This is a genomic window from Acinetobacter sp. Root1280 (genome assembly GCF_001425285.1).
Taxonomy (GTDB): Bacteria; Pseudomonadota; Gammaproteobacteria; order Pseudomonadales; family Moraxellaceae; genus Acinetobacter; species Acinetobacter guillouiae.
On the sequence record NZ_LMED01000001.1, the window covers coordinates 117,157 to 137,529 of the forward strand.

Here is a 20,373-nt window from a genome sequence, read left to right on the forward strand (position 1 = left end):
ACTCCTTAGAGCATATCGATTTACGATATGCTCTGATAGTTATAAAAATTAAGATTTAGAGATTTGGACGAGCGCTATTTATACGTTCAGCGAGCATTTCAGAAGCATTACGCAACGTATCTTGACGTAAATGTGCGTAACGCTGAGTCGTAGTGGGTGAAGCATGGCCTAACAAATGTTGAACCACATAAATGTCACAGCCATTATTAACCGCCATACTGGCAAAGTTATGGCGTAGGTCGTGGATTCGAAAGTTTTCGATCTGAGCAGCTTCTAAAATTTTCTGAAAAGATTTGCGTATATCATTAAAAGGCAGTCCTGTTTTTGGATTAGCAAACACATACAAATACTTTCGTGACATTCTGCGAATAACTTGCTGAGCTTCGCTATTGAGCTGAATGATGCGCGGTTTACCTGATTTATTCTCATTGAGTTTCCAAAGATGGTTGTTCTCATCTAAATCACTCCATTTGAGGTTCAATACTTCGCCTTTGCGAGCACCAGTCAATAACAGCATTTCCACAATACCGACAATGATTTGATTATCGATGTCATGAGCGTGATGATTGGCTAGAATATGCATTAAACGTTTTAGCTCATCATCACTGAGATATCGCTCAATCTGATTTAGTTCAACCAATTTCTTGACACGGCTCATTGGCGATTGCTCGATAATCTCTCGTTCAAAAGCCACATTAAACATACTGCTTAATAGTGCTCGTGTTCGATTGACTGTTGCGTTGGCACGATCTTCGGTTTTGATTTCAAGCATCAAATCACTGAGCATTGCTGCTGTAATCTGATTTAATTGGATATTCCCTAGAGTGGGTTCAATATGATTCTTGAATCTTGAAACATCATCCTTCCAAGACTTTTTATTTAACTTCGCCATAGGCATGTAGACCTTATAAAAGAAATCTGCAAGCTTAGGGATATTTTCAATACGTGCTTTCTCCTCAAGAGGATTAATGCCTTTACTCAGCATAAGTTGGTAGCTATCTACAATACTAATTGCTTGCTGTAAGGACACTTCAGGATATTTACCTAATGTCGTGCTGATCTTTTTTCCCTTAAAGACAGCTCTGAACATAAAAGTCTTACTTACATTAGAAATAACAACTTTTAGTCCTTTCACATGGGGAACCGAGATTTCGACTTTGGATTTATCCTCTGGTAGCGTAAGTTGTTCGATATTGAATAACTGTGACATCCCAAAACTCGCTGATGACTTAAGTGAAAATGGTGTGTTCATGAGCTCTCCTCATAAAAAATAGGCGCACTTATTCCTGATCGTGAGACCATGTTTCAGAGAATCAGGAAATAAATACGTTTAGATAGTTAAGCTAGGCCGATGAAATTACGACTTAGAAGAAAGGTCTTGAGCTGTCATCTAGCTGCTCAAAAGTAGTTGGTGTATTCAGTCTAAGAGCATTTTCAGGGGCGATGCTTTCATCAATAAACTTGTAGACCAACTTAGAAATAAGGTTATCTGCTTCATCAAACAAATAAAGACCAAACCCAAATACAGAATCGACATGCATGTAAGGCATAAGAGTAAAATAAACAATCTTAGAAGGCTTTTGGTCACATAACACTGATGTGAAATCATCTAAAGAATGCGGAAGCGTACTAAGATCAGTATCTTGTCCATCTAACCAAATTTTTTTAAGACTGTTACCGCCAATGATTAAATGAGTATCAGCATTTTTAGCGTATTCTGAAATGGCCATTTCGACTCCAATCAGAGTACCTTCTGCATATTTCATTTGTCTATGGTCTTGAACGTCGACAGAGTAAACAGCTGAAGGTTTAACGCCAGAAATAGACTTCAGTTTCTCGTTTCGACCTTGATCAAATTGATTTCGGACATTTTTATTTCCAATATCAATTCGTTTAATGCTTTTTTGCATCTGTTCCTTACAGATTTGGTTTTCCATTACTTTGTCTTGTAAATCATCAAAGTTGGGTTTATTCGTAAGTTTTGACATTAAGATATCATCCATTCAGTTAAGTGAGTTAGGTGTTGCTGTTGGCAACGAAAAAGATAATCTCATATTGCTTTTGATTGGTAAAATCAGGGTAAAAGTTATTTATTTAATTGTATTTTATGGATATATTTTATCAAAATAATCACTGGTACTTTCTTTTGCGCAAGCATTCTCCTATGCGGACTGGATAAAATTGGTGGATCTGTCATACTTTTAAAAATCAAATGAATGACTATTTTTTAATCAATTGAAATGGCGCATATACCTCCTGAGATATTTATCGAATTAGTAAGTAACCCTGAAATGAATGCAAACCAAATTGCATATAAATTTAATACGCCTAAAAGTTCAGCTTATCGTTACATTAAAATCTTTAAAACTATTGATCTTACAGAAGAATTCTATGTAAGACATGCGACTAACTTTCATAAAAAAGGAGTGGAAGATGAGACGTTTGATCAGTTTTTATTTAGCATTTTAAGAAGAGGTGGCTTTAAAAGCACCAAAGAGCTGTATGAAAAATCACAATTAGAGTTTAAATGCTCAAGATGTACATTTAATAAGCTATTTTTGAGCTTCAGGGAAAGAAACAAAATCAAGCTCAAAAAGCTAACTTTAAGAATTTGCAGAAGTAAGCATAAAAAGGATAGAGGCTTTTATACTCAAAAGCGTGTACGCAAAATTCCTGACTATGAAGAATGAAACCCAAGGACTAGTAGAACGTCCGACAGGTTATTTGTACAAAGCATCATTGGTTGTCTCACAGAAAACGATACAAAATCACCCCAAGGCCAGAACGGTCTTGGGGTCTATTTTACGGTTAGGTCAGTAATCACTTGGCATCAACAATGTCGTAAAAGAACGATCAGCTTCCGTGATGATCCAAATTTTATCTTCAGCTATCGAATAGCTAGAGAATATCCGAGTGTCATTAATTAATGCTTCCTCATTTGATTCTTTGTCTTCATCTTCTAAATCGCCCCAATCACCAGTCTGATGACGATAAAGTAATTGGAGTAAATCAGTTTGATTTTTCTCTGCAAAAGCCAAAGCATTGGGTGTAGACACAACTTGACCCAAAGCGAATAGTCGTTGCCTTGTCATAAATAAGTCTCACATAAAAATTAATAGAAAAATGTGCGGACGGTGGTCTGTGAAGAGGTTTAGATTTGATTGATTTTATGGCGCTCTAAAATCTCAGTCGGTACATAGATCAAAATGCCTTCATTGTCGTTCAGCATGATATACACCTCATACCAATCATGCTTTTTCTCAACAAATTCAACTTCACCTAATGACAGCTTTTCAGATAAGCTGAAACTGAGCTGAGGAAAAGATTCAGTTAAATCATTGTCATCTTCACAAATAAAAAACCACCCATGCAGGGTGGCTTGATAAGGTTCATCATACTGATGTTCAAGTGTCTGTATGTGCAGTGAAATACTTGCTCGAATTGACTCATCTGATACTTGCTGTAAGTCAGATTGGCTCTTGATGTACTGCATTTTCATCCCCCACATTGGCTAAGGCATCAGAGTCATCAATCTGAGTTGATTGTTGATTCTTTGGTTTAGGACCGCGTTTCCCACTTGCAGGTTTAATATCATGAGAAGATTCAGAGGGTGATGAACTTTGTTGCACAACATCATCAAATGAAATTGGCCAAAGTTCATATTCATCATTTACTTCAAGTAATCGTGCAGTTTGTGGATGCAGTCGGATTACACCTTGATCAACTAAGGCAGCTCCTAGAAAACTTGCATTGTTGACTGACTTACCTACGAATAGTTCTTTCAATGCAACAGCATGGAATGGCTTTGCTGATTGATAAAGCTTCTGTAAGGATAAAATGATCTGATCAACTTTGATCAATTCTGTACTGAATCCCCCTGATGATTCATTCTCGCTTAGGGCAATACCAAAGCTTTGATCGTCATTATCTTGCCAGAGTTGATATTTAAGCTGACCTTTAGCTCTGTCCGATAACTTATTACAACTCCATGTTTTAATGAGAGTCTGATTCATTTTGTCAAAAATTCTTGGTTGCATAATAGCTTCCTTTAAGCATAAAAAAATCCCGATGTACTGCAAGAGCACATCGGGACCTAAATTTAAGATTGTGGGTTAGAACATTGCTTCACATGCAGCGATATGTTTCGCTACTGATTTGATGCTTTGTTGATTAGGGGTAAATGTTGTGACCTTTTTATTGTTTAGGTACACATCAATTTTTTTGGCTTTAGAAATTCCTTGTGAAAGTTCATACCAAGCATTTGCACCATTGCGCCACTTAGTAGAAGCAGATGCAGCTACTTTGCTTTTTCCATCCAATAAGAAAGTTAAAGGATATTTGGAATCAGAGTTTGCATAGCTATTCTTCGGTGTTTGGAAGCGTACAGAATGATCAAACATATCTCCTGCACCCTCGTTGCAAGTCACCCAAAGCGTATTGTCCTTGACATCTTGAATTGAATATTCAGAGAAGCCTTGAGCATAGTCAGATTGCCATACATTCGGTGCTGCATAAGTGAATCCAGTAACAGCCAATAATGCTACAAACAGTATTTTTTTCATAAATAATCCTATTCTTTAGAAGAGCTTTTACTTCTTCACGCATGGTTGAATGCTTTGAATGTACTGACCATCATTGGTATCTTTGAAAAATCCGTTTTTAGAATGAATCTGTAGACATTGACCCTTTTTAAATGGTTTCATTTGCTTTGCTACTTTGTCTGATAGCATATAAGCATTCAAAATAACTTCACCTTTGGTTGTTTGGATAATTATTGCTTCACCACTAAAAACGATGTTCTTTTTAAGGGTGACTTGTTCAGTCTTTGCTAATGCAGCATTAGAAATAACAAGACCAGTTAAAAGGCAAAATAAAAGTTTGAAATTTTTCATAAATGATCTCACGATTTAATTAATTCACTTGACGATAAATACAGTCGTTCCAAGGCGGTGTATTTTCACGATATTTTGCGCAAGCCATAACCGCACGTTCTAAACCGCCCAGTGTTTGTCCATAGGCGTCAATATCAGAGATGGATACGTCACCTTGTTTCTTGGTCTGTTGAGTTGCATACTTACGTTGAGCTTCCGCTTGTTCTGCTTGACGTTGTTGCTGTTTCAATTGTTGTGCTTTGAGCTCTTGTTGCTTTAACAATAAATATTCCTCTTTACTATTAAAGTCAGAAAAGCCAACAACCTCACCATTTCCGTTATATTGCAATGCTCGCCATACGGTGACTCCCTTTTCTGTGACTGGAATAATCCCATCTGGAGATTTCAATATACGCTCAGCCATGGCTTGCTGTTGCTGCGTTTGATAAGACACAACTAGATCATTGGCTGAGTTTGCTACACGTTGTACATCAGGATTACCTGAAAAGGTCGCTACCGCTGTCAAGGCGGAGTTAAGTAAATTAGAAAACCCCATATATTTTTCCTTTAAATATGCTTATAAAGTAATAACTTAATATCAATCCACAGTCCAAATCAAAGCATTGTACCTGATTTGGGTACACTCCACATTGTATCGATAATGAGCGCATGACAGCAAGTATCAATACGAAAGAAATGCAGGCTTTGACGAACTGGTTAAAGCAAGCACGACAGGACCAAAACTTTTCTATGCGCGCATTAGCAGAACGCATGGATAAACCACACTCGTTTGTTCAGAAAGTTGAACAAGGCGAACGCCGTTTAGATGTGGTTGAATATGTTTGGTATTGCCGCAAGCTAGGTGTTAATCCACAAGATGGATTGCTTTTGATTGAACAGATGCTCTTAGAGTCTCAAGACTGAGAGTCTAGATTGAGGTTAGATTTGATTGAATCAGTTCAATTCCGTGATTAGGGTTAATGTCTAAAGCTTTACAGTAGAATAAATACTCCACAACATCCAACTGATATTTTCCGCTTTCTACATCCTGAACATAGGTAAATGGTTTATTTAACCGATCTGCCAATTGTTCCAAACTGAGGTTTTTTGCCTGACGTTGCTCAGTCAACCATTGTTGCAAGATAATCATCGATTTCCCCATTCAAATAAACACAAGAGCAACAGCACAAAGCTTTGTTGGTAAGTCTGTCTTTTTATCATTGCAGACACGAATCGCTTTGGCTATAGATTTACATTGGGGATGTGGAAGAGTCCCGATGACTTTAGATACAGATTCAAGTTTTGGATAATGTTTTTTCATGGTCACTCCTATAGTGCTTAAAGACCATGAAAATAATATGTGTGTGAAAATAGCTTAGCTACATATTAGCGTTTCGCTTTTTGAGTTCATTGAGTCCAGAGAAAGTATTTTCCAGTTATTATTTGAGTTATGTTCTGCTAGTTCACCTTAAACCAAAACATGAAAAATACTTAGACATCCAGCTAGAATTTTACATTAGACAAAAGAAGATATATCTTTTAATTGGAAACTACATCATAAATAGTTAGAAAATTATATTTATCTTCAAACGCACAAGTATTGATTGTAAAATCATCTACTATTACTTACCTATAAGAGATTTTAACCAAGTGTCTCAAAATTATATTTCAAAATTCCAAGCGGAAAACTTTAGACAGTTTTCAAAAATTTCTATGAAATTCAATGATAAATTCAATTTCATAACAGGGCCTAACGGTTGTGGTAAGAGCAGCATTTTAGTTGGGATACATCATTGCTTAGATTATAGTTGGCAATCTTCAAGATTAAATCAAGATAGTTCATTTTATATTAAAGTATTTAAAAATGATCGATTTTATTATCTAGGCTTAGGAAAAAATACTTTTCAGAATACAAATAGCTATCGGAGAATAAGTTTATATACTTATAATTTGCCCTCAGTTGAAGGAGAAACAAGTTACACAGCATACACTCCAAGTAACATTACACCTGAAAATAAAATTTTCCCACTATTCATTGGCACTAAAAGAAGTATTGATTATATAGAAGTCGATGGAATTAAAAGAGAAGAAACTAATGTTGAGTCTTTAAGGCAACAGTATTCTAGCAGAGGAATCGAATCCAATATTTCAGATGTAAAACAATGGCTTATAAATAGATACTTTATCATCGGAAAAGATTGGGCTTGGGAAGAAAAAGAAAATTGGAATTTACTTTTAGAGAACTTACCAAAAATCGCACCATTTGGTAGTAATTTTAAATTTGTGAAAATTGAGAGAGATTTAGAGCCAATATTTACCCTATATAATCAAGAGTGTTATTTAGAGGAATTATCTGCTGGTTTTCAAGCAATATTTTCAATTATTGGAAATATTATTGAATGGATTGAAAAAACAAATGTTGAAGGTGCTAAAAATATTCAGCATGCTTATGGTACTGTCATAATTGATGAATTGGACTTACATTTGCATCCTGAATGGCAGTTTAACATACGTGATGGTTTAGTAGCTCTATTCCCTAACCTTCAGTTTATCGTTACAACTCATTCTCCTCATTTATTGGCTTCAGCAAAAGCAGGTGAAGTTATTATCATGGATCGAAAAACTGGAGTAACGGAATATTTCTTTGGACCAAGTGCTAAAACATATTCTGGTTGGAGTACTGACCAAATTTTAGAAGATGTAATGGGGGTTAAAAGTCTTGTAAATAAAGACTATGAACGATTAATTGCAGATGCGTTAGAAGCTTATAATAAAAAAGATAAACAAGAGCTTAGAGGTTTAATGGAATCTCTTGCAACTATTACTCATTCTGATGACACAATTTTACAAGTTTTAAAAATGAAGATGGCATCGTTGGAGTTGAACCAATGATAAAGCTTTCCCGAATTGAAAAAGTGCCGCAAATATTAGTTGATAATCAAAAAAAATGGACTGATAACTTACTAGCCCTTGTTACTGAACATGGGAGTTATAAAGATATTCCAAAACCTACTAAAGACGCAGCGTTGGTACATTACCGTCATCAAGATATAAAAGATATTTTATTTAGTACTACTTCAAATAAATGTGCATTCTGTGAATCTTTTCCCGCAGATAGTGGCAATATTGAGGTCGAACATTTTAATCCAAAGTCGTTATATCCTCACCAAGCGTTTGAGTGGACTAATTTTTTACCAAGTTGTAGAAAATGTAATGGTGCTAAAGATGATCATGACACGTTGAGTGAGCCAATCATAAATCCTTATGATGACAACCCTGAGGATTATTTAGAAATTGATGATATTGAATTAAAAGGTAAAAATGAGAAGGGAAATAAAACTATTGAAGTATGTGGTTTAAGCGGAATGCGAATCTGGCGACCTTTTGCAGATTTGCTGGTTCAATTTAAGACATACGAATCAAATGTTAAAACAGCAATACAGGACTACAATGAAGCTAAGACTCAACCCAACAAAAAAAGAAAAATTCAGTTACTACAAAACTCAATTGATATTATGAATGATCTTAGACGTCCAAATTCTCAGTACTCGTTTTTTTGCAACCAAATGATAAGTAAAAGCGAAATCTTTGCTCAAGCTGAGTCCCTATTGAAAGAACATGATGCTTCTCAAGTTTAGCTTATGTGGGAGTACCACAAAAAGATATTATATATAATTTTCAGGACTTCTGATTAAACCGCTTACACAGGGTTTAATCAGAAGTTCTATCCTAGTTCTGATATCAGTAAAACTAGCAATCATCTAAATGCTAAAATTTTTATTCAATCAGTTTCTACACAAGATAAATACCTTTATAGAAAACTCCCCATACATCAATTAGAAATCGCCTATGCATATAGGGGAAAAAGGTCAAACAGCCGAAAGTCAAAATCCCCCCAAGCCTAATCGTTTTCCACTCGCTTTACGCCTCGATGGTATTCATCGTAGAAGATTCATCTTCATCGTATATCGAGTGGAAAGCCGAAGTGCTAGAAAACGTTGAATGGGGGAGGAACTTGATTAAAAGTGGGAAATAGACCATCGGACTATTGAACGGATGGACCACAAAATAGACCGTAAAATCCGATGGTCTAAGAATAGCAGGCATTAAAAAACCTCATAACTCAAAGAGTTACGAGGTTAAATTTGGTGGGCCCACCCAGACTTGAACTGGGGACCAACGGATTATGAGTCCGCTGCTCTAACCAACTGAGCTACAGGCCCTTCATCAAGTGAATTGATTAATTATCAACTACTTGGAACGTGTGCAATACTATCTAAGATTTTAGAGTTTATCAAGTTTTTTTACAAGTAGACTGTAGAGAATAGCTTGATATAGTATTTAGCATTGCGACAGCTAGAGATTCTATATATGTCAACACCAAGAGTAAAGCTGACAAAAGACATTTATTGATCAATTGGAGCTTAGATCTGCGATTTATCGAGACAATAAGTTGATTGGCTTTGTTGTACGTGTAAATAACAGCGATAAAACTTATATCGCTGAAAAGAAAGTTCTCAGTCGATCTATTTGCTCAACTTCGGATTATATGGAAATATCGATCTAGACTAAGCGTATGAATTGGTAGAGAGAAAATTGCTGCAAATGGCATAAGGGATAAATCCCAACCCAGAGAAAAAGCAAAAATATCAGAGCAGCAACAACAATTAAATATCGAGAAGAAGAAGTCTACAGTAGCTAGAGCAAACGAAGTTTTTATGGATTACCTCAATTTAGAGTCTTTTCAAGCAAGATCAATCATAGACTATACAATCAAAAATAGATCGTTTAAAAAGAGGGCGGTATTTGGAAGTGTGATTAGCATCTTAATTTAAGATTTTTTATTTTAAATAGGATTTTAATTAAATTCACTATTAGAAAAGCAAGGAAACACCTTGCTTTTCTTAATCTGCTTTAAACATTTTTAAAACGCTAAGCTTATAAAAATAGCTGCAAATTACTCTAACTTAGCCTTGCCAACTCGCAAGCATATAGATCACAATCGCAAGCAAAAATAGACCCACTATGAGTAAAATATATTTTGGGATTCTACGCTTTTCTTGTGCTTTTTCTGATCTTTCTTGAGCTGTTGATGGGTTGTTATCAGGTTGCATATTAACCTCTAAGATTTATCAAGTGATTAATTTATATGGTGGACTAATCTCATCAATACTGTGTGAATAAATGTTGTTAAAAAGTGATCAATGTAGATTAAGTGAAATTTTAAGTATTAAATGAAATGATACTTTAAAATAAGGGTTAGTTATTTTAAAAATAAAAACATAGTGTTAATTGGTATTCTATATTGAGTTAAAATAAATAAGCATGACTCAAATTCACAAGAACTTACAACACTAAACAGCGAATAAAATAATCCATGTTATAAAGATAATCCTTATATTTATCGTTATATGGAGACGTGATTATGCCTATAGGAGATAAATCTGCATATACAGCAAAGCAGAAAAGACAAGCCCAACATATTTATGAAAGTGAGAAAAAACAAGGCCGTTCGGATGAAGATGCACAACGTATTGCTTGGGCGACCGTAAATAAGCAGGATGGAGGTGGGAAAAAATTACGCCACTCTTAGCTGATTCAATCCACCTCGGTGGATTTTTTATTTGTTAAATAAACTGCTAACTTTGAAAAATTAAATAATAGAGTTATAAAGATGATTTTTAAAGTTTGCCTATAGGATTATCTGTGCTCGTTATTTAAAACATTACGCCGTTATTCATTACCCATATTACTACTCATAAATTCTAGAATAGAAAATATATCAACATGCAAACCGAGCGAATATCAAAGTGTAATTTATTAGACAGATTTTAAAAAGCAAGTTCTTAGATCAGCATGCCAATCAAAATACAATGATTGATGAAGGATCTAAATCAGAAATAAGGTTGCTCAATATCAATACAAAGCCATCAATACAAAACCAATAGTGATCACTTGAAAATTAGATCCTATCTCCTATAATAAGCTATCAAATGATAATGATATGTATTCTTGATTATGTTTAAAGGTAAAAGCTTCGATAATTTTTTAAAATTTAGCTTCTTTATGTTTATGGTTTTAACCTTTTGTGCGCTCGGCATGGCGATCTATGAGAAATTCATAGGTCAAGCAGATAAAATTGTTTTAGGTCCAGCCTTAACCTTTATGTTTTTTGCATTTTTTGCAAAATATCAATATGCAATTCAATACTGGGGCAAACGCCTCGATCTTATCAATGAAGGCGAAAGACAACGCCAATTAAGATTGGATGAAGATACGAAAGTCTTAAAAAATAAGATTTAATCAAATATAAAACGCTCAATGAAACTCATCGAGCGTTTTATATGGAATAAGTGTCAATTTACTTCAGAACGTGACACACATAAATTGAATAAAACTCAGTTGTAATAGGCCAAATCTATACTTCTAGCCAAGTGTCTTTAACCTCTTGAGAATCTTTAGTTAAGATCACTTTTTCGCCTTTTATCTCACCAACCCAAGATGTTGGGATGAGATGGTGATGTCCATCTCCATGTTTGGTCAGTTTGATTTGGTCTGCTCCCACAAGGTGATCTACCTCACCAACTTTGGTTCCACAAGACGCAATAACATCGGCATGATTCTTAATACTTTCAACATTGATAGAAGTCATTTGATACTTTCCTATTGAAATGTGATTTGAATATTTACCTTATATGAAATAGGTAGGTGAGTCTTGGTCTGAAATGAAAAGGCTACAAGACATCCAAAATAATTACTTAATGAATTAAATTTTATACATGGTAATTTTTTGAAATTAATTATAAATGAAGCCATTACAGTATTTAAGTAACTGTAATGGCTTCAGGTTTTAACAGATAAACTTAGAAACGATAACCTACACCAAGGTAAGTGATCAGTGGGTCGATCTCAATTTTAGTTTTAGCCTGAATGAGCTTTGCATTGTTGTTGGTGTTTAGGACAGTAATGGTTGCCGTATTGTCTAACTTCGCATAAGAAATAGAGGCTGTAGCAAACCAGTTTTGTTTAAAGTCATAGGTAAAACCAGCAGTAACAATCGGAGCAATGGCATCAGTTGCATCTACTTTAACTTTCATGTTGCCGCTCGATGGCTTTCCTTCTAAAGAAGCACCTGCTTTACCATCATGAATGTTTTGAATCATATGTCCAGCACGTATCAAATCATTTTCAATTCCTGAATTGATTTCAATCTCGTTGAAGTAGGCATACATTAAACCAGCACCTACAAATGGTCTGAACTTATTGACACCCGATTTACCAAAATAGTACTGCGCTTGTATGGCAGGCGTCCAGGCTCTAGCAGATGCAGCAGTATTATAACTATCCAAATCTGTAATCAAAAGATTGTTTTTTAAATACAAATCGCCTACTAAGCCCTGAAGTGGCTGAGATGATGCTGAAAAGGGCGCATAGACAGTACCTTTCCCTTTTAGATCAACTTTTGGTGGAATCCCTGCAATCAATTGAACAGCAACATTGTCGGTGACATTATAAGTAAACATCATACCTAATGTGTCTACATCCTCAACTTCCAAACCAGCATCCGCTGACCAGTGAGCAATCCCATTGATTTCAGCAATTCCTGTTAATTGGTCGATTAAGGTTGGGTCGTCTGCCATGATTACATCCAGCAGGTCATCAAATAAATATCGTCCTTCTTCATTACTTGGCGCATTGAGCAAGCTAATTAGGTTGGGATCCATCGCATCAATACGAGATTGATCGACATTATTTAAAATGGTTTGGCCTGAAATTACACCCACAGCAGCTTTGGTACCATTACCCACAGAGGTATTAATCCTAAAAGGTTGTGCTTTCCCCATTGATGACATATGTAACCAACCTGAAGAAACCGAGAAGCGTTTAAAATCTTCAGCTTGGCTTATTCCCGCTATACAAAAGAGTGAGGTTGTAACGATGGCTTTTTGAAAGATCTTTTTTGTTTTCACTTGAATTCATCCTTTTTAAATACAATCACTGTCTTCTTGACAATGAGATTATTAAAATTACATAAAACAACTAATAAGTAGAGTAAAAACTCTAATTTAAAAATAGCATTAAGACTTAAAAGTTAATTAATAATGATTGAAAAGTAATATAAAAAACATAAAATCATAGAGTTGTTTGGAAATAATGTATTTTTAAGTATATTTTTCATATAAATAAAGTATTACAAAATAGTGACATAGTTTTACTTTTTGATAAATTTACTTTACTTTTGATTATATTAAAAAAATTACAGCATAGATTAGTAAATCTAAATTTAATTATTATTCATAGAATATTTTGGTGAATTATCGATATAAGTTGTATTATTTTTCCAACTATAAAATACAAATTATAAAGAAATTAACTATTATAAAATAGCGAATAAAGCATAAAATGATCAGTTAATGCCTATTGATTTGCATTTATTTAAAATCCAATACATGTGATTATGATTTGAATCGCCAAAATAATAAGACAGATTATTCCAACAGCATAAGAAATACTGCGCCATGGTTGCATTGCACTGAGATAGGTGATTGTATGTGTGATTCTTGCAATCGTAAAAATACAAAAGATCCAGACAATAAAATCACTACTTAGGTTTAATGCAATACAAAGCCCTCCAAACACCCAAAACACGGGAATATTTTCTAAATCATTTGCCCAAGCTTGGCTGGCTCTGGTTACTTGTGGCAGCTCTTCGAGTCGGGCTTGGACACTGACAAAATTAGCATCTTCGGCATTTTTAAACGCTTTATTCTTTATACGATAAAATCCTTGATAACAAGAGATTACAAGCATTTTAAAAAAAAGCAAAACCACACAAAATGCATAGATATGTAGTAGATTATTCATAGATCCCCATTTATTTTATATGCTTTAGATGTATTTAATTAAGTGTATCTATTTAAAGTGATTTTTAAACTTTGTCGAGCGAAATTTTTTAGAAGCAGTTTTAATGCTTGATGGCTCTGATTTAATTTTTGGAGGGGAGGTAAAATAAAAATGAATGATTAGAAACTTAACCACAATTGAAAATTAATCAGGGGGGTCTAACAATCATCTAAGTTTTGAGTCAGTGAGAGCTGTTGCTGAATGTGTTGCGGTATACGATGATCTAGTCAGATTTATGGCTATTGAGCGGGAATAGTATGCAGTGTTACTTTTTTCGTTTTTCTAAATAAATTTCAAATATGCTCCATGTGCAAATCAAAACAAAGACTAAGGCACTTACGCCAAAGAGAGGCATCAACATATTGCAATCCTTTTGCAGGTAAAATTTTGAGCTTATGGCGCAATTAAGACTAAAGTCTAAATGATTTTGACAAGATAAAAATATTGATTTGAGTCTTATTATTGAGATTATGATTTATATGGATGTTTTTTATGAAAAATTTATATTTTTGTTCTAGAGGAAGTTAGATGATATTGGTGAGTTTAACGATTTTCTATTTTAAGCATACATTTCGGTGTAGCAAAACAAGTGTTTAAAATGACAAAAATAAATATACAAATGTAAAAAATAAGCACAATAGAGATTGTCTTTTTAAGCTTTTACTCGGACAATTCGCAAATTATGATTTTATGATGTCAGGTATTTATGAAAAAGATGTTGGGAGAACTTACTTTTAAGCTCTCAGGTTGGTCATATGAAGTTGATCAAAGTGTATTAGAAAAAAAACAAGTCATCATCGGTTTTGAACATACATCCATGATGGATGCTGTGTTGTCATTGGCAATTTTTCAAATTCATGACATTAAAATCCATACTTTAATTAAAAAAGAATTATTTAAAGGTCCTTTAAAACCGATTTTAGAAAAAATTGGTGGTATTCCTGTAGACCGTAAGTCAAACAAAGACATCGTTTCACAAATGGTTGATCTGTTTCAGAGTAATGAAGAATTTAATTTGGTGATTGCGCCAGAAGCGACTCGCGCAGAACGTGGGCAAGCACGTAAACCGATCCGTACTGGTTTTTGGCATATCGCAAAAGCAGCCGGTGTTCCTATTGTTTTGATGTATGCAAACTCCAAAACAAAACAGGGCGGGATCTTTGGAAAAATTTACCCAACAGATCTAGATCAAGACTTAGCAGAAATTAAACGTCTATATAAAGAACATACAGGGCTCGATATTGTGATTCCTGAAGCAAAAAATTCTTAATTTGCATTAAATCTAAAAAATAAGCACTTTCTCATAAAAAAGTGCTTATGGTAGAATTGTCGCAATTTGATATGGCATAAAGCCAATCTACAGGAGCATATTTCGCATGGCGGGTCATTCCAAGTGGGCCAATATTAAGCATCGTAAAGCAAAACAAGATGCAAGTCGTGGTAAAGTCTTTACCAAATATATTCGTGAATTAACCACAGCAGCAAGACTTGGCGGTCCTGATATGGGAAGTAACCCTCGTCTACGTGCTGTTGTCGAAAAAGCACTTTCAGTGAATATGACACGTGACACGATCAACCGTGCTATCCAACGTGGTGCTGGTGGTGAAGATAACGATGACTTAAAAGAAGTCACTTATGAAGGTTATGGTGTGGGTGGTGTTGCGGTTATCGTAGAAACCATGACAGATAACCTTAATCGTACTGTGCCTGATGTACGTCATTGTTTTTCTAAAACCAATGGTAACTTAGGTACTGCGGGTTCAGTGGCATACTTGTTTACCAAACGTGGTGAGATTACTTTTGAAGATGTTTCTTTGGAAGATAAAATCATGGACGTGGCTTTGGAAGCTGGTGCTGAAGATATCGAAGTGAACGAAGATGAAATCTTAGTAATCACTACACCAGAAAGTTTTGGTGATGTACAAGATGCTTTGACTGCTGCTGGTTTAAAATCTGATAATGCAGAAGTGGTTATGAGCCCATCAACAAAAGCATTGATTGCTGATGTGGATCAAGCAAAACTCATTGTGAAAATGATTGATATGTTTGAAGATCTTGATGATGTTCAAAACGTATATACTAACGTTGAATTCACAGATGAAGTATTGGCTGAATTAGACAGTTAAGTCTGATTTGAGTTGATAAAACGCACCTTTGGGTGCGTTTTTTATTGAGAGAATTTATTGCTGATTTAAAACAGCGGAAATAAATTTATTTTTTTCAATCCGATAATCGATCATATCTAAATTTTCACAACGCTTTTTTAGATTATTGTACGTTTGCACTAGTTCAGGCGATTGCCTGAGTTGATCTCTAAACTTAATAAATGACTCAAATTCAGAACCTTTGACAACCAGTTGAAAGGCGACATCATCACCATTGAGCGATTCCAACATACACAGTTGATCCGTTCTCAGTGTTGCTAATTTTTCTTGAAAATTTAAGCCATAAAGTTTTTGAATTGCATCATTAAATTCAGATTGATCCACTGCAATATAAATGTCTAAATCTCCTTTAGAGATTGCATTTGGAATCGAAGAGGCGCCAATGTGCTCAATCTCTGCATTGGTTAAAAGTGCTTTGATTTGAGTTTGATAATACGCAAACCGTGCATGACATAGTGGTTGATATTCTTCGGCTAAATAAAATCTCATAAAAAGATCCATTCAAATACAATATGATATCTTTGATTTTTAAATTCTACTTATTTAAAACATCATAAAACCAATGTTTAAGACCAATGAGAGTAGCTTTGCTTCGTAAACTTTTAAGTCCATTCTATTCATCGTGTGGAAACTAAACGGACTCAATACATAATTTAAATTCGATTGAGTAGGCCAGTACAATTAAACACGCGTTTATATTCTTTAATCACAAAGCTTGAATGTAGTGCAACCACGTGCTCAATTTTACCAATACGTTTGAGTAAAATTTCACTGTAATTCTCCATATCTTTTGCGATAACTTCTACAAGGAAATCAGCAGTTTGCCCAGTCACTAAAAAGGCGTTAATCACTTCAGGGATGTTTTCGAGTTCTTCTAAAAATTTAGCAAAGGTATCAGTATCATGTTTACTTAGGGAAATTTGTAAAATGACATGTAATTTAAAGCCTAATTTTTCAAAATTAATATCACGCTTTAGATTGGTCATGATATCGGTTTCGATCAAGTGTTTGATACGACGATGGACAGAACTTACCGACAGGTTAATACGTTCTGACAATTCATTTAGATTGATGTCTTCATGGGTTAAAATTTCTAAAATTTGTTTGTCGTAACGATCCAATTCCATATTTTTATCCAGCTTGAAAAAATTTTCTGTATTAATGTAGATTGATTTTTATAGTTTTTCAATATTTGAATCATTTTTGAGAATAAATATCATAAAATGCTAGGTTATAGAAAAGGAATGAGTTTAAGTCTAACTGTATTCTGTGTTGAACCATATCATGATGATTTTGCAAATGACCTGTTGAAAACATTGAGCGAATTGCTAAAACTTAAGCCAAAGGATTAAAGATTATTTTTAGTTATTGCTCCTCTATAAAATTTTTACTTTATACTGATTAAAATTGAAAAGTTTATCCACCAATGCTTGAACACGATCTAGAACTTACCGAATCTGAAATGCATCTCTATTCCCGTCAAATTCTGCTGGATGGTTGGGATATTGAGGCACAGGAAAAATTAAAACTCGCCAATGTGCTGATTGTTGGTTGCGGTGGAATAGGGTGTACCACTGCCGAATTGTTGGCGCGTGCAGGTGTTGGAAAAATTAGTCTGATCGATGCTGATACTGTAGAAATCAGTAATTTACAAAGACAAATTGCCTATATTGCGCAAGATGTCGGGTTTTATAAATCGGAGATCTTGGCCAAGAGATTGCAAACAATTAATCCTTTTATCCAAGTAGAAAGCTATACCAGTAAATTGGATGAAAATAATGCGCAGGCATTGATTGCTCAGCAAGATTTAGTCTTAGATGGTTGCGATAATTTTACTACCCGTTATCTGGTGAACCACATCTGTACCCAGCTGCATATCCCGCTGATTAGTGCATCTGCGATTGGTTTCCAAGGTCAGCTTTTTATGATTGAAGGTGACTCAGCTTGTTATGAATGCTTATTTTCCAAAGCGCAACAACATAATGAAAGTCTACGTTGTGCTGATTCAGGTGTATTGGCCACCACACCCAATGTCATGGCAAGTTTACAGGCACATCATGCACTTCTATATTTAGGTTTAGCAAAAACCCCATTGAAACAAAAACTGATGCTTTGGGATGGATTAACAATGAAACAACGAATTTTAGCCTTTGAAAAAGATAGAGATTGTACAAACTGTCAGGCAAGCCATACTGCAAATGCTGATTAATTTGCTACACTTATACAAATTCAATTTAATGTTGACATTATGAAAAATAATATCTTTTTAGATGGTCTGCGTTCAGTTGCCCGAGTTGGGGAAACTGCCGTTATCGCAGCCAAAGCTGGCATTAAATACGCCACTGAAAAACCAAGTAATGCCAAACTGATGCGTGAAACTTTTGAATCATTAGGCTCAACTTATATTAAATTGGGTCAATTTATTGCCAGTACACCATCTTTATTTCCTCGTGAATATGTTGAAGAGTTTCAAGGCTGTTTAGATCAAACGCCTTATTTACCTTTTAGCTATGTTCAAGACGTGTTGGAACAAGAATTTGCTGGACGTAATTTAAGTGAAATCTTTGCATCCATCGATGAAAAGCCTCTTGCTTCAGCGTCCATTGCTCAGGTTCATGCGGCCAAATTGGTGACCGGTGAAGATGTTGTAATTAAAGTGCAAAAACCAGGTGTAGAAACTATTCTTTATACCGATTTAAATGTATTGCATTGGGCAACAAAGGTGTTGGAAAAAGCAATTCCAAAAGTAAAATTCGCTTCATTAGCCGATATTGTTGATGAAATTAAAACACGGATGGTACGTGAAGTTGATTTTATTGAAGAAGCACAAAATTTAGATGATTTTGTGAATTATCTCAATGTGTCGCAAAACACTGCAGCAACAGCACCAAAGGTCTATCATCAATTTTCAACACGTCGTGTACTTACCATGCAACGCTTGTATGGTGTGCCACTGACTGATTTTGATGTGGTGAGAAAGGTTGCGAAAGATCCATCTCAAGTGCTGATTACCGCCATGAATACTTGGTTTGGTAGTTTGATGTTATGCCAGTCTTTCCATGCTGATTTGCATGCAGGTAATCTGATGTTGCTTGAAGATGGCCGTATTGGTTTTATTGATTTTGGTATCGTTGGACAGTTAAAACCTGAAGTTTGGCAAGCATGTATGGCATTTATGGATGCTTTGCAAAAGACTGATTACAAGTTGATGGCTGAAAATATGTTGGGTATGGGCATGACCAGTACTCAAGTCGACACTCAGGTTTTGGCAGAAGATTTAGAACGTTTATTTAGTGGTGTACTGCTTGCGGATCCACAAAAAATTATGACGTCAAACCCATCTGATTTAAATGACATCATGATGGATATGGTGGGTGTGGGCGAGCGTCATGGTATTCGTTTCCCTCGTGACTTTGCCTTATTATTTAAGCAAATGCTCTATTTTGATCGTTTTATGCGTGTCCTTGCGCCATATACCGATATTTATGCTGACCAACGTTTACAGATGGTGCAAAATATTGATCCTGTGTCGCTGTTAAAACATTGATATAGATGTTTCCCCTTTGTGAAAAGCTGGCTGAGTTTGATTGTAAAATCTTACTTGGCCCTTTTTAAAAGGGCATTTTTTATTTAAATTGAGAATTTATAAACGTCATGGATGCAATTATCATTGAAGGGTTGAAAGTTGAGACGGTGATTGGCTGCTTCAATTGGGAACGGCAAATTATCCAACCTTTAATGTTGGATCTCCACATTCAAACCAGTTTAGAACAAGCGTCTAACTCAGATGAATTGGTCGATACGTTGAACTATGCTGAAATTTGTGAAATTTCTGCCAAAGTGATTCAGGATGCTGCGCCAAAATTGATCGAACATGCAGCCAAATTGGTGTTGAATACGCTTTTCTCTACCTTTCCGCCTATTGAATCGATTATGATTACGATCCGTAAGCCTGCCATTATCCCGCAAGCAAATTCTGTAGGAATTCGTCTTGAACGACACCGAAATGATATTCGCCCTAGCTCTAGCGAGTAATCGCGATCCACAACAAAATTTTCAAAAAGCATTTGCTCAGATTGCCCATTTGGGAATGGTGTCATTTTCTCCAATCTATTTAATTCCATGCCGTGATGGAATTGGTGCAGATTATTGGAATGCTGCATGTTTGGTTCAAAGCCAGCTGTCTGTAGATGAAATGCTATCTTTATTAAAAAAGATGGAAGCAGACTCAGGTCGTGTACGCCCATCACATCAAATTTCCTTGGATATTGATCTCATTGCATGGGGATCTCATTTAACTGCAATGCAATTTAATCCAAAGAAACTACCATTGGCGTTGGATGTTAAAGTGCCGATGTCTGATCTTTGGGAAGATGCATTATTCAAACATTCCGCAGATCAATTTCCAGTTATCATTTTATAGTCTTTAAAAT

28 protein-coding genes, 1 tRNA gene and 1 pseudogene are annotated in these 20,373 nt (G+C 35.1%); 13 read left to right on the forward strand and 17 right to left on the reverse strand.

Going from position 1 to position 20,373, the window contains the following annotated elements; all coding sequences use genetic code 11:
* Positions 1 to 55 precede the first annotated feature (55 nt).
* Together ASC84_RS00515 and ASC84_RS00520 are read right to left on the reverse strand one after the other, a co-directional pair.
* A complete protein-coding gene (locus ASC84_RS00515) occupies positions 56 to 1,252 on the reverse strand; it encodes a site-specific integrase (protein WP_056510626.1) in 1,197 nt (398 codons plus the stop codon).
* Positions 1,253 to 1,364: 112 nt separating this feature from the next.
* On the reverse strand, positions 1,365 to 1,988 hold the full coding sequence (locus tag ASC84_RS00520) for a hypothetical protein (RefSeq protein ID WP_056510628.1): 624 nt from the start codon (positions 1,986 to 1,988) through the stop codon (positions 1,365 to 1,367).
* A 252-nt stretch (positions 1,989 to 2,240) separates the two neighbouring features.
* Between ASC84_RS00520 and ASC84_RS00525 the strand changes: the two genes are divergently transcribed.
* Complete coding sequence (locus ASC84_RS00525) at positions 2,241 to 2,690, forward strand: hypothetical protein (RefSeq protein WP_056510632.1); 450 nt, start codon at positions 2,241 to 2,243, stop codon at positions 2,688 to 2,690.
* 123 nt (positions 2,691 to 2,813) lie between these two features.
* Here ASC84_RS00525 and ASC84_RS00530 read toward each other — a convergent pair whose 3' ends face one another.
* From ASC84_RS00530 to ASC84_RS00555, 6 genes are all read right to left on the reverse strand, one after another.
* A complete protein-coding gene (locus tag ASC84_RS00530) occupies positions 2,814 to 3,092 on the reverse strand; it encodes a hypothetical protein (RefSeq protein WP_004861155.1) in 279 nt (92 codons plus the stop codon).
* A 59-nt stretch (positions 3,093 to 3,151) separates the two neighbouring features.
* Positions 3,152 to 3,493: a hypothetical protein gene (locus ASC84_RS00535; protein ID WP_056510634.1), complete on the reverse strand. Its 342-nt coding sequence runs from the start codon at positions 3,491 to 3,493 to the stop codon at positions 3,152 to 3,154.
* Complete coding sequence (locus tag ASC84_RS00540) at positions 3,468 to 4,037, reverse strand: hypothetical protein (protein ID WP_056510640.1); 570 nt, start codon at positions 4,035 to 4,037, stop codon at positions 3,468 to 3,470. The genes ASC84_RS00535 and ASC84_RS00540 overlap by 26 nt, the downstream gene beginning before the upstream one ends.
* A 75-nt stretch (positions 4,038 to 4,112) precedes the next feature.
* Complete coding sequence (locus tag ASC84_RS00545; RefSeq protein ID WP_056510642.1) at positions 4,113 to 4,562, reverse strand: hypothetical protein; 450 nt, start codon at positions 4,560 to 4,562, stop codon at positions 4,113 to 4,115.
* Between the two features lie 27 nt (positions 4,563 to 4,589).
* Positions 4,590 to 4,892, reverse strand: coding sequence for a hypothetical protein (locus ASC84_RS00550; protein WP_056510646.1), 303 nt, complete (start codon positions 4,890 to 4,892; stop codon positions 4,590 to 4,592).
* A gap of 19 nt (positions 4,893 to 4,911) precedes the next feature.
* Positions 4,912 to 5,427, reverse strand: coding sequence for a hypothetical protein (locus ASC84_RS00555; protein ID WP_056510649.1), 516 nt, complete (start codon positions 5,425 to 5,427; stop codon positions 4,912 to 4,914).
* Between the two features lie 113 nt (positions 5,428 to 5,540).
* Here ASC84_RS00555 and ASC84_RS00560 point away from each other — a divergent pair, with 113 nt between their 5' ends.
* Positions 5,541 to 5,795 (forward strand): helix-turn-helix domain-containing protein, encoded by a 255-nt coding sequence (locus ASC84_RS00560; protein WP_056510651.1) that lies wholly within the window; start codon positions 5,541 to 5,543, stop codon positions 5,793 to 5,795.
* Positions 5,796 to 5,799: 4 nt separating this feature from the next.
* On the opposite strand, the gene ASC84_RS00565 is transcribed toward ASC84_RS00560, so the two are convergent.
* Together ASC84_RS00565 and ASC84_RS22855 are read right to left on the reverse strand one after the other, a co-directional pair.
* A complete protein-coding gene (locus ASC84_RS00565) occupies positions 5,800 to 6,021 on the reverse strand; it encodes a helix-turn-helix transcriptional regulator (RefSeq protein ID WP_050598865.1) in 222 nt (73 codons plus the stop codon).
* Positions 6,022 to 6,033: 12 nt separating this feature from the next.
* Positions 6,034 to 6,192, reverse strand: a complete 159-nt coding sequence (locus tag ASC84_RS22855) for a hypothetical protein (RefSeq protein ID WP_171252518.1) — start codon at positions 6,190 to 6,192, stop codon at positions 6,034 to 6,036.
* Between the two features lie 329 nt (positions 6,193 to 6,521).
* Between ASC84_RS22855 and ASC84_RS00570 the strand changes: the two genes are divergently transcribed.
* Positions 6,522 to 7,763: an AAA family ATPase gene (locus ASC84_RS00570; protein WP_056510654.1), complete on the forward strand. Its 1,242-nt coding sequence runs from the start codon at positions 6,522 to 6,524 to the stop codon at positions 7,761 to 7,763.
* Entirely contained in the window at positions 7,760 to 8,509 is a 750-nt protein-coding gene (locus ASC84_RS00575) for an HNH endonuclease (RefSeq protein ID WP_056510657.1), read from the forward strand. Before ASC84_RS00570 ends, ASC84_RS00575 begins: the two co-directional genes overlap by 4 nt.
* 508 nt (positions 8,510 to 9,017) lie before the next feature.
* On the opposite strand, the gene ASC84_RS00580 is transcribed toward ASC84_RS00575, so the two are convergent.
* Positions 9,018 to 9,094: transfer RNA gene (locus ASC84_RS00580), tRNA-Ile, on the reverse strand.
* A 148-nt stretch (positions 9,095 to 9,242) separates the two neighbouring features.
* Between ASC84_RS00580 and ASC84_RS23535 the strand changes: the two are divergent.
* Positions 9,243 to 9,435 (forward strand): annotated as a pseudogene (locus tag ASC84_RS23535) (integrase); the annotation flags it as partial.
* A gap of 403 nt (positions 9,436 to 9,838) precedes the next feature.
* On the opposite strand, the gene ASC84_RS22860 reads toward ASC84_RS23535, so the two are convergent.
* Positions 9,839 to 9,985, reverse strand: coding sequence for a hypothetical protein (locus ASC84_RS22860; RefSeq protein ID WP_004721032.1), 147 nt, complete (start codon positions 9,983 to 9,985; stop codon positions 9,839 to 9,841).
* A gap of 311 nt (positions 9,986 to 10,296) precedes the next feature.
* On the opposite strand from ASC84_RS22860, the gene ASC84_RS22865 reads away from it, so the two are divergent.
* Positions 10,297 to 10,464 (forward strand): hypothetical protein, encoded by a 168-nt coding sequence (locus ASC84_RS22865; protein WP_004721030.1) that lies wholly within the window; start codon positions 10,297 to 10,299, stop codon positions 10,462 to 10,464.
* Positions 10,465 to 10,937: 473 nt separating this feature from the next.
* Complete coding sequence (locus ASC84_RS00590; protein WP_227515070.1) at positions 10,938 to 11,174, forward strand: hypothetical protein; 237 nt, start codon at positions 10,938 to 10,940, stop codon at positions 11,172 to 11,174.
* A 115-nt stretch (positions 11,175 to 11,289) separates the two neighbouring features.
* On the opposite strand, the gene ASC84_RS00595 is transcribed toward ASC84_RS00590, so the two are convergent.
* The 3 genes from ASC84_RS00595 to ASC84_RS00605 all read right to left on the reverse strand — a co-directional run bounded on the left by ASC84_RS00595 (position 11,290) and on the right by ASC84_RS00605 (position 13,736).
* Complete coding sequence (locus ASC84_RS00595) at positions 11,290 to 11,523, reverse strand: DUF2171 domain-containing protein (RefSeq protein ID WP_004721027.1); 234 nt, start codon at positions 11,521 to 11,523, stop codon at positions 11,290 to 11,292.
* A 211-nt stretch (positions 11,524 to 11,734) separates the two neighbouring features.
* Entirely contained in the window at positions 11,735 to 12,841 is a 1,107-nt protein-coding gene (locus ASC84_RS00600) for an OmpW family protein (protein ID WP_056510659.1), read from the reverse strand.
* A 466-nt stretch (positions 12,842 to 13,307) separates the two neighbouring features.
* Positions 13,308 to 13,736 (reverse strand): MAPEG family protein, encoded by a 429-nt coding sequence (locus ASC84_RS00605; protein ID WP_056510661.1) that lies wholly within the window; start codon positions 13,734 to 13,736, stop codon positions 13,308 to 13,310.
* A gap of 745 nt (positions 13,737 to 14,481) precedes the next feature.
* Between ASC84_RS00605 and ASC84_RS00610 the strand changes: the two genes are divergently transcribed.
* Entirely contained in the window at positions 14,482 to 15,045 is a 564-nt protein-coding gene (locus tag ASC84_RS00610; RefSeq protein WP_056510664.1) for a 1-acyl-sn-glycerol-3-phosphate acyltransferase, read from the forward strand.
* Positions 15,046 to 15,151: 106 nt separating this feature from the next.
* Positions 15,152 to 15,901, forward strand: a complete 750-nt coding sequence (locus ASC84_RS00615) for a YebC/PmpR family DNA-binding transcriptional regulator (protein ID WP_056510667.1) — start codon at positions 15,152 to 15,154, stop codon at positions 15,899 to 15,901.
* Positions 15,902 to 15,955: 54 nt separating this feature from the next.
* On the opposite strand, the gene ASC84_RS00620 is transcribed toward ASC84_RS00615, so the two are convergent.
* Positions 15,956 to 16,429: a GrpB family protein gene (locus ASC84_RS00620; protein WP_056510671.1), complete on the reverse strand. Its 474-nt coding sequence runs from the start codon at positions 16,427 to 16,429 to the stop codon at positions 15,956 to 15,958.
* A 164-nt stretch (positions 16,430 to 16,593) separates the two neighbouring features.
* Positions 16,594 to 17,067 carry an Lrp/AsnC family transcriptional regulator gene (locus ASC84_RS00625; protein ID WP_004721004.1) on the reverse strand — a complete coding sequence of 158 codons (474 nt, stop codon included), beginning with the start codon at positions 17,065 to 17,067 and terminating at the stop codon, positions 16,594 to 16,596.
* A 299-nt stretch (positions 17,068 to 17,366) separates the two neighbouring features.
* Here ASC84_RS00625 and ASC84_RS00630 point away from each other — a divergent pair, with 299 nt between their 5' ends.
* From ASC84_RS00630 to ASC84_RS00645, 4 genes are all read left to right on the forward strand, one after another.
* Positions 17,367 to 18,149, forward strand: a complete 783-nt coding sequence (locus ASC84_RS00630; RefSeq protein WP_056510673.1) for a HesA/MoeB/ThiF family protein — start codon at positions 17,367 to 17,369, stop codon at positions 18,147 to 18,149.
* Positions 18,150 to 18,188: 39 nt separating this feature from the next.
* Positions 18,189 to 19,487, forward strand: a complete 1,299-nt coding sequence (locus ASC84_RS00635; protein WP_004721001.1) for an AarF/ABC1/UbiB kinase family protein — start codon at positions 18,189 to 18,191, stop codon at positions 19,485 to 19,487.
* Between the two features lie 107 nt (positions 19,488 to 19,594).
* Complete coding sequence (folB, locus tag ASC84_RS00640; RefSeq protein ID WP_004720998.1) at positions 19,595 to 19,975, forward strand: dihydroneopterin aldolase; 381 nt, start codon at positions 19,595 to 19,597, stop codon at positions 19,973 to 19,975.
* Positions 19,932 to 20,363: a 2-amino-4-hydroxy-6-hydroxymethyldihydropteridine diphosphokinase gene (locus tag ASC84_RS00645; RefSeq protein ID WP_016539512.1), complete on the forward strand. Its 432-nt coding sequence runs from the start codon at positions 19,932 to 19,934 to the stop codon at positions 20,361 to 20,363. Before folB ends, ASC84_RS00645 begins: the two co-directional genes overlap by 44 nt.
* Positions 20,364 to 20,373: the final 10 nt, after the last annotated feature.

Bases quoted from the DNA above. Each gene is read 5' to 3' on its own strand.
- ASC84_RS00535 (WP_056510634.1), bottom strand. From the start codon at position 3,493: ATGCAGTACATCAAGAGCCAATCTGACTTACAGCAAGTATCAGATGAG.
- ASC84_RS00620 (WP_056510671.1), bottom strand. From the start codon at position 16,429: ATGAGATTTTATTTAGCCGAAGAATATCAACCACTATGTCATGCACGG.
- ASC84_RS00540 (WP_056510640.1), bottom strand. From the start codon at position 4,037: ATGCAACCAAGAATTTTTGACAAAATGAATCAGACTCTCATTAAAACA.
- ASC84_RS00565 (WP_050598865.1), bottom strand. From the start codon at position 6,021: ATGATTATCTTGCAACAATGGTTGACTGAGCAACGTCAGGCAAAAAAC.
- ASC84_RS00560 (WP_056510651.1), top strand. From the start codon at position 5,541: ATGACAGCAAGTATCAATACGAAAGAAATGCAGGCTTTGACGAACTGG.
- ASC84_RS22860 (WP_004721032.1), bottom strand. From the start codon at position 9,985: ATGCAACCTGATAACAACCCATCAACAGCTCAAGAAAGATCAGAAAAA.
- ASC84_RS00615 (WP_056510667.1), top strand. From the start codon at position 15,152: ATGGCGGGTCATTCCAAGTGGGCCAATATTAAGCATCGTAAAGCAAAA.
- ASC84_RS00605 (WP_056510661.1), bottom strand. From the start codon at position 13,736: ATGAATAATCTACTACATATCTATGCATTTTGTGTGGTTTTGCTTTTT.
- ASC84_RS00610 (WP_056510664.1), top strand. From the start codon at position 14,482: ATGAAAAAGATGTTGGGAGAACTTACTTTTAAGCTCTCAGGTTGGTCA.
- ASC84_RS00630 (WP_056510673.1), top strand. From the start codon at position 17,367: ATGCTTGAACACGATCTAGAACTTACCGAATCTGAAATGCATCTCTAT.
- ASC84_RS00520 (WP_056510628.1), bottom strand. From the start codon at position 1,988: ATGTCAAAACTTACGAATAAACCCAACTTTGATGATTTACAAGACAAA.
- ASC84_RS00595 (WP_004721027.1), bottom strand. From the start codon at position 11,523: ATGACTTCTATCAATGTTGAAAGTATTAAGAATCATGCCGATGTTATT.
- ASC84_RS00590 (WP_227515070.1), top strand. From the start codon at position 10,938: ATGTTTATGGTTTTAACCTTTTGTGCGCTCGGCATGGCGATCTATGAG.
- ASC84_RS00625 (WP_004721004.1), bottom strand. From the start codon at position 17,067: ATGGAATTGGATCGTTACGACAAACAAATTTTAGAAATTTTAACCCAT.
- ASC84_RS00635 (WP_004721001.1), top strand. From the start codon at position 18,189: ATGAAAAATAATATCTTTTTAGATGGTCTGCGTTCAGTTGCCCGAGTT.
- folB (WP_004720998.1), top strand. From the start codon at position 19,595: ATGGATGCAATTATCATTGAAGGGTTGAAAGTTGAGACGGTGATTGGC.
- ASC84_RS00515 (WP_056510626.1), bottom strand. From the start codon at position 1,252: ATGAACACACCATTTTCACTTAAGTCATCAGCGAGTTTTGGGATGTCA.
- ASC84_RS00575 (WP_056510657.1), top strand. From the start codon at position 7,760: ATGATAAAGCTTTCCCGAATTGAAAAAGTGCCGCAAATATTAGTTGAT.
- ASC84_RS00525 (WP_056510632.1), top strand. From the start codon at position 2,241: ATGGCGCATATACCTCCTGAGATATTTATCGAATTAGTAAGTAACCCT.
- ASC84_RS22855 (WP_171252518.1), bottom strand. From the start codon at position 6,192: ATGAAAAAACATTATCCAAAACTTGAATCTGTATCTAAAGTCATCGGG.
- ASC84_RS00530 (WP_004861155.1), bottom strand. From the start codon at position 3,092: ATGACAAGGCAACGACTATTCGCTTTGGGTCAAGTTGTGTCTACACCC.
- ASC84_RS00545 (WP_056510642.1), bottom strand. From the start codon at position 4,562: ATGAAAAAAATACTGTTTGTAGCATTATTGGCTGTTACTGGATTCACT.
- ASC84_RS00555 (WP_056510649.1), bottom strand. From the start codon at position 5,427: ATGGGGTTTTCTAATTTACTTAACTCCGCCTTGACAGCGGTAGCGACC.
- ASC84_RS00550 (WP_056510646.1), bottom strand. From the start codon at position 4,892: ATGAAAAATTTCAAACTTTTATTTTGCCTTTTAACTGGTCTTGTTATT.
- ASC84_RS22865 (WP_004721030.1), top strand. From the start codon at position 10,297: ATGCCTATAGGAGATAAATCTGCATATACAGCAAAGCAGAAAAGACAA.